The following is a 12,485-nucleotide window of genomic DNA, read 5'->3' on the forward strand; positions in this document are numbered from 1 at the left end:
CCGTCCCCGGTCAGGATCCCGCCCGGTGGACCAGGAGCACGTCCGGCCCCCCAAGGGCAGGGTGCGCAGGCCGCAGCGCCTGTCCTCCCTGCTGAGCGTGCGCAGCGTGGCCGGCGAGGTGTTCCTCCTCCAGTTGGCCGTCGTGATGCTGCTCGTCGCCGCCGCGGTGGGGGCGCTCGTGGTGCAGGCCCGCAGCTCCGCCATGATGGACGCCCGGCACCGGACGCTCGCCGCCGCCGGAACGTTCGCGGAATCCCCCGGAATCGTCCCGGCCCTGCACAGCGCCCATCCGAGCGCGGTCCTCCAGCCGAGTGCGGAGGCGGCCCGGAAGATCGCCGAGGTCGACGGCATCAACGTGTACACGCTCGACGGCGTCACGCTCACCCACAGCGATCCGCGGCAGATCGGGAAGCACGTCGTGGGCCCCTTCTCCAAGGCGGCGGCCGGCACGTCCTTCACGGAGACGTTCGAAGGGTCCCTCGGCCGTTCCGTGGTCTCGGTGGTACCCGTCAAGGACCCCGACGGGCGGGTCATCGCCGTCGTCTCCTCCCCCGTCACGGTCCAGAACGTGCAGAACATGGTCAACCGACAGCTGCCGGTCGTCCTCGGCACCGCGGCCGTGGTGCTGCTCCTCTCCGCGGGCGGGACGGCCCTGGTGAGCCGTCGGCTGCTGCGCCGGACCCACGGCCTGGGACCGGCCGAGATGACGAGGATGTACGAGCACCACGACGCGGTGCTCCACGCGGTACGAGAGGGCGTGCTGATCGTCGGTGGTGACGGACGGCTGCTCCTGGCCAATGACGAGGCGCGGCGGCTCCTGGACCTGCCGGTGCACGCGGAAGGGCTGCCCGTCACGGACCTGGGTCTGGAGGAGGGGATCGCCGAGTCGGTCGCGTCGGGACGTTCCGCGACCGACGAGCTGCACGTGGCGGCCGATCGGCTGCTGGCGGTGAACATCCGGCGCACCGCCCCCTACGGGAAGGCCGGGACGGTCGTCACGCTGCGGGACACCACCGAGCTGCGGGCACTCTCCGGCAGGGCCGAGATGGCCCGCGAACGGCTGAACCTGCTGTACGACGCGGGGATGCAGGTCGGGACGACGCTGAACCTGGAGCGCACCGCGGAGGAACTGGCGGAGGCGGCGGTCCCCCGGTTCGCCGACGTGGTCACCGTCGACCTGCTGGACCCGGTGCTGCGCGGCGAGGAGCCGTCCGAGGCGAGCAGCGAGATGCGCCGCACCGCCGTCGTCGGCCTTGACGGAAACCACCCGCTCTCCCCTGTCGGCGAGCTGATCCGGGTCGCTCCCAGCGGCCCCATGGCCACCGGGCGGACGGGCGGCCACGCGGTCCTGGAGGCGGACCTCCGCGCCACCCCCCAGCGCTGGCGGGCCCAGCACCAGGCCAATGCCCAGCAGATCCTGGACCGCGGCATCCACTCCCTGGTCTCCGTGCCCCTGCGCGCCCGGGGCGTCCTGCTGGGCATGGTCGGCTACTGGCGGGGCGAGGACTCCCCGCCGTTCGACGAGGAGGACGTGTCCTTCGCGGAGGAGCTGACCGCCCGGGCGGCGCTGTCCATCGACAACGCCCGCCGCTTCACCCGCGAGCACACCATGGCCGTCACCCTGCAGCGCAGCCTGCTGCCCCGGCGCGTACCGGAGCAGTCCGCCGTCGAGGTCGCGCACCGCTATCTGGCGGCCCAGGCCGGGGTGGGCGGTGACTGGTTCGACGTCATCCCGCTGCCCGGGGCCCGGGTGGCCCTGGTGGTCGGCGACGTCGTCGGCCACGGTCTGCACGCCGCCGCCACGATGGGCCGGCTGCGCACCGCCGTGTACAACTTCTCCACCCTGGACCTGCCTCCGGACGAGCTGCTGAGCCACCTGGACGAGTTGGTCGCCCACATCGACACCGACGAACAGGAGTGGCAGGGGATCACCGGGGCCACCTGCCTGTGTGCCATCTACGACCCCGTCTCGGGGCAGGTGACGGCCGCCGCCGCCGGGCATCCCGGCCCCGCTCTGGTCCACCCGGACGGAACCGTGTCCTTCCCCGACGTTCCCGTCTCCCCGCCGCTGGGCCTGGGCGCGGGTCTGCCCATGGAGACCATGACGATCACCCTGCCCGAGGGTTCCCGGCTGGCCCTCTTCACCAACGGCCTGGTCGAGAGCCGGGGCCGCGATCCGGACGCGGCCCAGGCCGCGCTGCGCGCCGCCCTGGCAGGGCCTGCTCGTACTCCTGAGGAGACCTGTACCGCGGTGATCGACGCGATGCTGCCCACCCGGCCCGGCGACGACGTCGCGCTGCTGGTGGCCCGTACCCGCCGGCTGGACCCCGCACGGATCGCCGAGTGGGAGGTGTCCCCCGACCCGGCGGCGGTGTCGCCGGTGCGCAACGCCTGCTCCCGCCGACTGGTGGACTGGGGTCTGGAGGACATCGCCTTCACCACGGAACTCATCCTCAGCGAGCTGTTGACCAACGCCATCCGCTACGGCACCGAGCCCATCCGGGTGAGGCTGCTGTACGACCGGAGCCTGGTCTGCGAGGTATCCGACGGGTCCAGCACCTCCCCGCACCTGCGTCGGGCCGAGGACACCGACGAGGGAGGGCGCGGTCTGTTCCTCGTCGCGCAGTTCGCCGAGCGCTGGGGCACCCGCTACACCGCACGCGGAAAGATCATCTGGAGCGAGCAGACCCTCCAGGACGAGACCGCGCCGCCCGCGCTGGACCTCGCGGAGGCGCTCCTGGCCGGGTGGGGCGAGGAAGGGTTCTGAGAGTCCTCCGGTCCGGGAGGCGACGCACACACCCGTCGGGCACCGCGACCGTCCGGGACCGGGAGCGTCTGCGACCTGGAGCGTCTGGGACTGCGCGGCGAGGCCGCCGAACGTACGCTGGCCTCGATCAGTGGACGATCGGCCGTAATGGAGCCTTTGTGCCCGCATCCCGTCTCCGGACAGCCTCCGTCGCCGCCTGCCTGGCTCTCGCGGCGGCGCCCCTCGGCGCCTGTGGAGACAAGCCCGACGCCACGCCCAGAGCGCCCGCGGTGGCCACCTCGGCCGCGGACACCGGCGGCATGGCGGCGCTGACCGCGGCGGCGAAGAAGGAGGGGTCGCTCAACACGATCGCGCTGCCGAGCGACTGGGCCAACTACGGCGCGCTGATCGAAGGCTTCGAGAAGAAGTACGGGATCAAGGTCACGGTGGAGAACCCGGAAGGGACCAGCCAGGACGAGATCAACGCCCTGAAGGAGCACAGGGCCGCAGGCCTCGCCCCCGACGTGATCGACGTGGGAGGCTCGTTCGCGCAGTCCGCGGCCCGGCAGGGCCTGCTCGCTCCGTACGAGGTCGCCGAGTACGACCAGATCCCCGAGGAGCAGAAGGACCCGCGGGCCCGCTGGTACAACAACTACGGCGGCTACATCTCGATCGGCTGCGACGCCAAGCGCGTCAAGACCTGCCCCTCGACGTTCGCCGATCTGCGCAGGCCCGAGTACAAGGGCCAGGTCGCGCTCAACGGCGACCCCACCAAGTCCGGCTCCGCCTTCGCCGGGGTGTACGCGGCGGCCCTGGCGAACGGGGGTTCCTTCGACAACATCCAGCCCGGTATCGACTTCTTCGCCGACCTCCGCAAGAACGGCAACTTCATCCCGGTCGAATCCTCGGTGACCACGATCGCGAAGGGCCAGACCCCGATCAGCATCGACTGGGACTTCCTCAACCTCGGATATGCCGACGACTTCAGGAAGAAGGGCGCGGACATCGACTGGCGGACCGCCATCCCCTTCGACGGCAGCTTCGCCCAGTACTACGCGAACGGGGTGAACAAGGACGCCCCGCACCCCGCGGCGGCACGCCTGTGGCAGGAGTACCTCTTCAGCCCGGAGGGCCAGAACCTCCGGCTCGCCGCCTATGCGCGCCCCGTCCTCATGGACGCGATGAGGAAGAACGGCACACTCGACAAGGCCGCCGCGGAGAAGCTGCCGACGGTCGAGGGCACGCCGACGTTCCCGACGGAGGCACAGACGGAGAATGCGCGACGCACCGTCAACCGCAACTGGGACAAGGCGCTCTCGGGCTGAGTCCCACGCCTGAGCGTCGTGATCCTGAGCCTGTTTCAGTCCCGCGTCCGCGTGTCATTCGGGGCGGCTGAAGCGGTGGGCGGCCCAGACCAGGGCCAGGACTCCGCCGGCCGGCAGGAGGCCGCCTTCCAGGAACAGGGGAGGTTGCCAGTCGGACCACTCGATGCCCGCCGTGGCCGCCTGGTCCGGTACCCGCAGCGCGATGCAGCGGCGGAGCAGGTCCACTCCGTAGGCGAGCGGGTTGACGGCGGCGAGCGTCTGGGCCCAGCCCGGCAGGTTCCCGAGCGGGAAGAAGCCGCCGGAGAGGAACAGCAGCGGCATCATCACCAGGCCGAGCAGCATGTGGAAGACCTCGGGCCGGGTGAGGCTCACGGCCAGGGCCAGGGACAGGGCGGTGATGGTGAAGGAGGTGAGGATCATGCCGGCGAGGAGCAGCGCCATGAGGAGCGGGTCGTAGGGCAGGCCGACGGCGCCGGCCAGGGCGAGCAGGACGGCGCCCTGGACCGTGGAGACGATGGTGCCGCCGGCGCAGCATCCGAGCAGCAGGGTGGACCGGCGGACCGGGGCCATGAGGAGTTCGCGCAGGTAGCCGCTCTGCCGGTCGGTGATCAGGCGGATGCCGACCATGATGGCCGGCGTCTGCACGGTCATCATCAGCATGCCCGGGAAGAGGTAGGTCTGGTACCCGACGCCCAGCGAGGAGTTGGGGATCAGGGCGGCGAGACCGCCTCCCAGGATGAAGAGGTAGAGCACCGGCTGGAGCAACATCAGGGCGGTGTGGGTGGGTTGGGCGGACAGGCGCAGCAGATCGCGGTAGATCAGGGCGTGGACCGCGCGCAGTTCGTGACGCAGCGGGGTCCCCGGCTCCCGGTCGGTGCCGGCGGGGGCGCCGGGGGCCTTCGGGGTGCCGGAGGCGTCCGAAGCCGGGAGGGCGGGTGCGGTCATGGGGCCTCCTCGGTCGCCGGCGTGGTTGCGCGCGGGATGGCAGTGGCCGGTGTCCGGTGGGGCCGGGGGGCGTGGATGCTGCGGCCGGTGTGGTGGAAGAAGACGTCGTCGAGTGTCGGCGGGGTCGCGGACGCGGCGTGGACCGCGATGCCGTGGGCTTCCAGTGCCGCGCACAGGCGGGGGATCCAGGCGCTGCCGTCGGGCACCCTCAGGGTCACCCCTTCGGTGTCCAGGGTGACGGCGAGACCGGATGGCACGGTGCGGCCCACGACCTGTCGTGCCGCCGTGTCGTCGCTGGTGCGCAGCGCCACCCGGTCGTCTCCGATCGCGGCCTTCAGTGCGAGGGGCGTGCCCTGTGTCACGAGTCGGCCGTGGTCGATGATGCCGAGGCGGTCGCAGTTCTCCGCTTCCTCCAGGTAGTGGGTGGTGACGAAGAGCGTGCTGCCGTGCCGGTCGCGCAAGGCGCGCAGGTGCTCCCAGACCTGGGCTCGGGCGTGTGGGTCGAGTCCGGTGGTCGGCTCGTCGAGGAACAGGACCCGGGGTGAGTGGAGCAGACCGCGGGCGAGTTCCAGGCGGCGTCGCATGCCTCCGGACAGGGTGCGGACCAGGGAACGCCGGCGGTCGGTCAGGCCGACCATCTCCAGCGTCTCGGCGGCGCGCAGGCGGGCGTGGCGGCGGCGCAGCCCGTAGAGGCGCGCGTGGATGTGCAGGTTCTGTTCCGCCGTCAGGTCCGGGTCCAGGGCGCTGTGTTGGAAGAGCATCCCGACCAGTCTTCGTACCTGCTCCGGCCGCCGGATGACGTCGACGCCGGCCACCGTGGCCTGTCCGGCGGTGGGGCGGGCCAGGGCGCACAGCAGGGCGAGGGTGGTGGACTTCCCCGCGCCGTTGGGGCCGAGGAAGGCGAAGGTCTCGCCTTGGAGCACGTCCAGGTCCAGGCCGCGGACGGCGTGGGTGGTGGTTCCGTCCGGGCCCGGGTAGCTCTTGAACAGGCCGCGGGTGCTGATGGCGTACACGGGCTGCGCGGCGGGCCGTGCGGGGTCCGGGTGGGTGAGGGCGGCGGTCGGGGGGTTCGCTCGGGTGCGAGCATCGTCTGCGGCGTGTGGCTGCATGGTCGGGTCCTCGTCCACGGGGGTGTCTTCGGCGTGCCTGCCGGCCACAGCGGCCTTGGCTCCGTCCGGTGGCTGCCCGGGGGCGGCCACCGGACGGAGGTTCTCGGCTAGGCGCAGCTGATGCCGATACAGATGGTGTTGAGCAGCGTCAGCAGGCCGACGCACTCGCAGGTCGCGGCGAACGGCGCGCCGTCGACGCCGACCGGGTCGGTCTCCGGAAGGGCGTGCAGGTGGGCGAGCAGGCTGAGGTCCTGGTTCTCCATGACATTCTCCTTCTCTGTGCGGTGGCGACAGGGGTCCCTGTCGCTCAGCCCGGCTGCCGGATCATCCAGTGCCGGGGGTCTGTGTGGCGGGTTCGCAGGAGGAAGGCGAGGATTCCTGCGGATCCGTCGCTCCAACTGGTGGAGACGTCCCCGTACTCGTTGGGGAAGACGACGTGGCTTTCGCGGTGGGCCCGTTCGCAGACGAGGAGACGGGCCAGGTCGTCGGCCATCGTGCGGTAGGCGGGGTCCCCGGTGGCCTCGGCCATGTCGAGGAGGAAGTCGCCGTTCCCCGCCAGCCCGTGGCACTGGGCGAGAGCGGCGCGAGAGGCGCGTTCCATGACGGCGTGTGTGGCGCCGCGGGCGAGATCGCCGAACCGTTTGTCCCCGGTGCGCTGCCAGAGGCGTACCAGGAAGGAGCCGATGCCCGCCGAACCGTGGCACCAGTACGGGGCCGTGGGCACGTCCGTGGCCTGGGCCGGCCACTGGGCCGCCTGGCCGACCATCACGGCGTTGGCCACCAGGTGCTCTCCCGCCGCCACGGCCAGCTCCATGTGCTCGGAGCGGTGCGTGATGGCTGCGGCGCTGAGGAGGAAGCAGCCGATGCCGGACGTTCCGTGGGCGAAGCCGAGGTAGCGTTTGCCGGCCTCCGTGGAAACGGCTTCCGCGGGAACCGGCCAGCTCACGCCGGACGGCTCGGGCCGTGCCGCGGCGGCCAGCCGGTCGGCCGCGTCGACGACCAGCTCGGCCAGGCGCGGGTCACCGGTACGGTTCCACAGGTGGGCGGCGGCGAGTCCGCTGCCCGCGGAGCCGTGGGTGATGTCGTGACTGGGCGTCGACTCCAGTGGCGCCAGGGCCAGGGCCAGGGCGTGGTCCGTGAGGGCGCGGTCGTCGATGGCACGTCCGGCGTCGTACAGCGCCCAGGCGATGCCGCGGCCGCCGAAGTGCAGGCCCGGGCGTATGGAGCGGGTGTCGGTACGGGCGGCGATCCAGTTGCCGGCGGTGGCGAGCAGGTCGGGCAGGCGCGGGTCGCCGGTGAGTTCGAAGTACCGCGTCAGGACGGCCAGCGCGCCTGCCGCGCCTTGTTGGACGGTGCAGGGGTCGGTCTCCCCGGCGAGGGTGGACACGGGCCACAGCCGCCGGTCGTCGCCCGGGGTCATCGAATCGACGAGGTGGTTCACCATGCCGGCGACCGCGACCTGCGTCGCGGCGTGCGGTTCGTCGGCCCACGCCGTTCCGGTGGTGGGGTGGGTCGGCCGCCGCGTCGGGCCGCTCTCGCGGAGTGCCTCACTCGCCCTGGCGGGGCCCCATCGCTCGCCGGGATCGTCCTTCGTCAGCCCGAGGATCATCTCGGGCAGGCCGTCCGGCAGGCGCAGCGTTCCGGCGCAGGCGGCCAGCCACTCGGCGAACCGTTGCTCCGCGGGCCTCGTGGCCGGCTCCTCGGGCAGCAGGTTCGGTACCTTCCCGCCGAGCACGAAGCACACGGTGGCGCCGAGGCTGTAGTAGTCGGCGGTCGGGGAGACAGGCGCGTCGTTCAGGCGCTCGGGGGCGCTGAAGCCGGGGGTGCCCACCTGGGTGGGGAGCGTGACGTCGTCCTCCAGGACGGCGAGCTCCAGGTCGATGAGGCGCAGTTCGCCGTCGGGGCGGACCATGACGTTGCCCGGCGTGAAGTCCCTCAGTACGCAGCCCTGGGCGTGGGCCGCCGCGACCAGGTCCACCAGCCGGCGTGCCTGCGCGAGTGCGTCCGCCCGGTAGCGTTCGCTTCCGACGTCGCGGAAGTGCTCGGCGACCCAGGTGCGCAGGGGCACGCCCGGCACTTCCTCCTGGGCGAGAAACAGGTGCCCGCCCGTTTCGAACATCGCGAGGGGCTCCGGTGCCAGTCCCGTTCCCTTCAGCTTCTCCAGCGTTCTGGCCTCGGCGCGCAGCCAGTCGCGTACGTCGGAGCCGGACGAGTCGCCCTCGACGTGCGGCCGGGCCTCCTTGAGGACCACGGGTGCTCCCGTGGTGATGTCCGTTCCCCGGTAGACGCCGCCCTTGTTGGTGTGCCGGATCGCCTCCCGTACCGAGAACCGGCCGCCGAGCACCACGGGGTTGCCCGCCGCCTTCTCCTGTCGGGGTGGAAGCGGCACCGAGTCGGGGAAGGGGCTGATCGCCCAAGAGGGCGGGGAGTACTGACCGGTGCGCTTGTCCTCCACGGGATTGCCGTCGGGGTCCTCGATGAACCACACCAGCAGTCCCTGGTCCGAGAGCCGCCGCCGGCCGACGAAGGCGCCGTAGCGGTAGTGCACCAGACTGTGCGGGGCGTACGGCTGGTCGGAGAGGATCCGCGGGCCGGCCAATCCCGCCGTGGCCTTGTGCAGTTCACGCGCCATTCGGGCGGCGGCTTCGTCGGTGGGCGGGTAGATGGTGAGGAACTTGCCCGAGCTCCCCCGCGGCGTGGCACGGGAGTTGAGCGCGCTCACCTGGTCGAGTGACCGGACGAATTTGAAGGCCGCTTCCTCGCCCAGCAACACGTCCAGAGCCTTCACGAGGACGTCCGGCGCGGAGGCGGCGGTCGCGGACACGTGCAGTTTCCAGCCCTGTTGGCGTCGTATGCCGGAGCGGTGTGTGAGGCGGCACCATATCTCGTCCGCGTCGGTCGTCCAATACTTGCCCGTACCCGTGGACTGGAGCGCCTTGCGCAGCAGACTTTCGAGGTCGAGTTCGATTGCGTGGCTCGTCATGCGTGTCCCTCTCAACGGTGAGAACCGCTGGTTGGAATATGCCTTCGGTAAGAAACGTACAACGCCCGCCCGGCAGAAGTCATTTGATTCGGCGAGCGCACAGAGGCGTTACGACAATGGATGGCGTGGCCCGGCGTGAAGGGAGGCGCAAAAGCGTGACCGGGTCGGGAATACTCCGCCTGTTCGATGAAAGTGCCGCCTCCGCTCGGGAAAGGGCGGCCCGAGTTCTGCGCTTCGCATTTCACGGAGAGTCCGTTGGTATCGGTTCAGGAAGCCTGCGGCGACACCTCGACGCCGGCTCCCCCACCAGGTACTTCGCGCCTGAAGCGCATGAGCGCCGCCCTCACCTTCGTCATGGGCCGGCACCTCATTTCGATCGAGCGACTGATTGAGTGAGTTGTGGGGTGAGGTGTTGCGTGGCTTGTCGGGCGCCTTGTCGAGCGAGCGACTTCGTGACCACGGCGAACGCTATAGGGCCGGACTGCCGTCGTACAGCTCCCCTCCCCTCGGACAGTGGCGAAGAGTTCGATTCCGCCACGACTTCAACCAGCGAAGGAACATGATCCGAAATCTTGAAGCGGGCGCGATCAGCATGCTGATCTGTACTCACTAAAGACGTTCAACAGTGAACCAATTACGGGTGATCACTCGAAACTGACGCGAAACAGCGAAGGGAAACCGCTCGGTTCGACCATGAATACAACAACCTCTGAGGTTGCCGATGCGGTAGGGGCGCCCGGTGTCTCGCTTGTCATGCCAAACCGAAGCGCGGGGGGGCATCGGCCGTATCCGGCGCAGGAGTCGAGCGTGAACTCGCGCGGACCGCAGTCCGGTCGGTCGCGCAGCCTCACCACGGCGGCGCACGCACAAGGCTGAGCGAACAGGTGCGAAACGGGTCAGAGCGCTTGGGGAATCCGGGAGGATGTCGTCCATGAGGAACACGAAGGCGTTGAAGGACGCGGTCGCCGTGGCGCTCTCCCAACTGGTCCGCCGAGGCTTTGCGTTGCGCCTCGGCACGATCACCGAGGCCGTCAGACGCCGTGTGCGCCTCGTGGCCGAACGGCTCGGGATCCGGACTCGTTCCCCCCACAGGCACTTCCATGGCGACGGCCGCCCGGACTGCGTCGCCGGGAAGCGGCGAAGGGCGCAGGAGGGCGGGACCGTCGAGTGGGTGATCGGGGAGCCGCCGACGCCGCCGGTCGACAACCCGGAACTGGCGCTCATCCTCGCGGGCGTCCCCACCGCGTTGGAGGAGAACGGCGGGGACCTCTACCTCGTCGTCCTCGGCGTCGCCGTCAACGCGTGGATGGCCGGCCACATCCACGGCGAGGACGGCTGTACCGGCTGCCAGGACAACCGCGGTCGAGCCGGCACCGACTGGCAGGCGAGGATGGACGGCATCACGACACGGCAACCCGACATCGCCCGGTGGTTCGACCGCGATGTGTGGACCGCCGCCCTGAACGACACCGGCTACACCGTCACCCGCAGCTGACCGGCGACCACACCGAAGTGCGGCCGGCCGGGTGGACCAGCGGACTCCGCGTGACCGGAGGGAGATCCGCACGCTCAGGAGCCGGCTTCCTCCTCCACGGGCTCCGGGCCGGCTTCCGGCCGATCGAGCGGCGCGGCATGCTCGGTGCTACGCAGCATCGCTTCCACCTGGTGGCACTGGTCGGGGTCGAGCGATATGCGGGCGAGCCGCTCACGCCAAGGGGCGGTCTCCTCGGGACGGCCGAGGGTGGTGGCGATTTCGATCAGCGTCGCGAGTGCCTTCGCCGTGTCGAGGGGGTCGGCGTTCTCGCCGTGGCGGGCCAGGCCGGTGGTCAGGACGCGGTGGGCGAGGTGGTCGTCGTTCTTGAACTCGATGAGGACGCGGGCGTTGTCGACGGCGCGGGCGGACCCGAAGATCCAGGTCGTGCGCAGGCTCGCCGACAAGTACGGCGCGCACCTCCTGGATGCCGACACCATGTTCGCCGAGCTGTCCGTGACGACCGGACCGGAGCACTGGTCCGCGGACGGCGTACATCCGACGCCGGCCGGCCACGCCGCGCTCGCGGAGGCCTGGCTGCGGCTGGTCGCGTAACCGGGCGTCCGAGCAGGGCGGCCCAACCGACCGCGCGCCCCTCTCCCCGTCGGACAACGTGGGGACACGCCGGTGCCTCGGCGCTGCGAGACGGTCGGCCGGGATCCCTGCCGACCGTCTCGCAGCATTATGCGGCGCAGGGCAGTACTGGCCCCGGCCCGGTTCTCCCCTACCTGAAGAGGCGATCCGCGCTGCTGGCCATGCGGTGGGTGGAACCGTGGCGGTTCACCCAGTCGCGGATGAGGTTGATGGAGTTCGCGCACTGCCAGCTGTCGTCGTACTCGCGCACTCCGGTGAAGGCGCCGTAGCCGGCGATGATGCCGTCCACACGCGCGTCACCCAACAGTTTGTCGACATACCAGGGGTCGTTGTAGGTGGTCGTCCAGGACAGAGTGGCGGCCAACCGTCCGGCGGCCCGGTCCCCGGCGCCCTTCTTCAGCTCCGCGCACGTGTTCCAGGTGGCTTCGGTGCAGTTGCCGAATCCCTTGGTGATGTCGGAGTCCCCGTAGTCCATGACGCGGCGACCGGCGGGGAATCCGGAACCGGAACGGTTGAAGGCGCCCACGACCTGGTCGCGGGTCCCGGTGGTCGTGATGCCCTCAAGGCCGCCGAGCCTGCCTTCCAGGCTCTTCCAGCCCCTGCCGCCCACGTCCGGGGTGCTGCCACCGTGGTACTCGTAGAAGCCGTAGAGCACCTGGATCCCGGCGGCTGTCAGCCTCTGCGCCTTGTCGCGCAGGCCGGCGACACTGCATCCGCGGTTCGGTTCCTCTCCGCAGTAGTTCGGGTCCTTGATGTCCAGCCAGACCAGCGACAGGCGTCGCCCGGCCTGGGCGTTGGAGAGGATCCGGTCGATCATGCTGTCGACGCTGGGGCCCCGCCGGTTCTCACCGGCGGAGGAGCAGTCGTGGTAGGCGCGCCATTCGTTCGGGTTCCACCAGGCGCAGACGTCGATCTCGATGCTGTTGGCGCCGTGCTTGAGGGCGATGTCCACGCCGTCCAGGGTGTCGACCCGGTGCGCGATGGCGTAGATCGCCTGGCGCTGATCGGCCGCTGCCGCGGGGGTCGTGGTCAATGCGGTGACGCTGATGATCCCGAACAGCGCCGCCATCAGCGCGGATGTCATCCGCGGGCGGCGGGCGCCTCGTCGTAAGTGAGTGGTCAAGAGAGTCGTTCCTTCATGTCGTGTTCACCGGTCCCGGCACGTTCCACCGGTCCGGCACGTTCACCAGCCAGACAGGCCGGCCGACCGGCTCGTTGCTCGCCACCCTTCACTGTTACCAATCCCTCACAC

Annotated in this window: 10 protein-coding genes; 4 read left to right on the forward strand and 6 right to left on the reverse strand. The window is 70.6% G+C overall.

Going from position 1 to position 12,485, the window contains the following annotated elements:
• Positions 1-145 precede the first annotated feature (145 nt).
• Both OG906_RS02205 and OG906_RS02210 read left to right on the forward strand, forming a co-directional pair.
• Entirely contained in the window at positions 146-2,767 is a 2,622-nt protein-coding gene (locus tag OG906_RS02205; protein WP_329447900.1) for a SpoIIE family protein phosphatase, read from the forward strand.
• A 158-nt stretch (positions 2,768-2,925) separates the two neighbouring features.
• Positions 2,926-4,071 (forward strand): ABC transporter substrate-binding protein, encoded by a 1,146-nt coding sequence (locus OG906_RS02210; protein ID WP_329439424.1) that lies wholly within the window; start codon positions 2,926-2,928, stop codon positions 4,069-4,071.
• Positions 4,072-4,125: 54 nt separating this feature from the next.
• On the opposite strand, the gene OG906_RS02215 is transcribed toward OG906_RS02210, so the two are convergent.
• The 4 genes from OG906_RS02215 to lanL form a co-directional block, all read right to left on the reverse strand.
• A complete protein-coding gene (locus OG906_RS02215) occupies positions 4,126-5,016 on the reverse strand; it encodes an ABC transporter permease (RefSeq protein ID WP_329439426.1) in 891 nt (296 codons plus the stop codon).
• The gene (locus OG906_RS02220; RefSeq protein ID WP_329439429.1) at positions 5,013-6,125 is read right to left on the reverse strand and encodes an ATP-binding cassette domain-containing protein; all 1,113 of its coding nucleotides are present in this window, start codon (positions 6,123-6,125) and stop codon (positions 5,013-5,015) included. Before OG906_RS02220 ends, OG906_RS02215 begins: the two co-directional genes overlap by 4 nt.
• Before the next feature lie 107 nt (positions 6,126-6,232).
• Entirely contained in the window at positions 6,233-6,388 is a 156-nt protein-coding gene (locus tag OG906_RS02225; protein ID WP_266967876.1) for a VenA family class IV lanthipeptide, read from the reverse strand.
• A 44-nt stretch (positions 6,389-6,432) separates the two neighbouring features.
• Entirely contained in the window at positions 6,433-9,108 is a 2,676-nt protein-coding gene (gene lanL, locus OG906_RS02230; protein WP_329439433.1) for a class IV lanthionine synthetase LanL, read from the reverse strand.
• Between the two features lie 931 nt (positions 9,109-10,039).
• Between lanL and OG906_RS02235 the strand changes: the two genes are divergently transcribed.
• Complete coding sequence (locus OG906_RS02235) at positions 10,040-10,603, forward strand: hypothetical protein (protein ID WP_329439435.1); 564 nt, start codon at positions 10,040-10,042, stop codon at positions 10,601-10,603.
• Positions 10,604-10,677: 74 nt separating this feature from the next.
• On the opposite strand, the gene OG906_RS02240 is transcribed toward OG906_RS02235, so the two are convergent.
• Positions 10,678-11,046, reverse strand: coding sequence for a hypothetical protein (locus OG906_RS02240; RefSeq protein ID WP_329439437.1), 369 nt, complete (start codon positions 11,044-11,046; stop codon positions 10,678-10,680).
• Here OG906_RS02240 and OG906_RS02245 point away from each other — a divergent pair.
• A complete protein-coding gene (locus OG906_RS02245) occupies positions 11,027-11,194 on the forward strand; it encodes an SGNH/GDSL hydrolase family protein (RefSeq protein ID WP_329439438.1) in 168 nt (55 codons plus the stop codon). The genes OG906_RS02240 and OG906_RS02245 overlap by 20 nt on opposite strands.
• 169 nt (positions 11,195-11,363) lie before the next feature.
• Here OG906_RS02245 and OG906_RS02250 read toward each other — a convergent pair whose 3' ends face one another.
• On the reverse strand, positions 11,364-12,356 hold the full coding sequence (locus OG906_RS02250; protein WP_329439439.1) for a phospholipase: 993 nt from the start codon (positions 12,354-12,356) through the stop codon (positions 11,364-11,366).
• Positions 12,357-12,485: the final 129 nt, after the last annotated feature.

Source organism: Streptomyces sp. NBC_01426 (assembly GCF_036231985.1).
Taxonomy (GTDB): domain Bacteria; phylum Actinomycetota; class Actinomycetes; order Streptomycetales; family Streptomycetaceae; genus Streptomyces.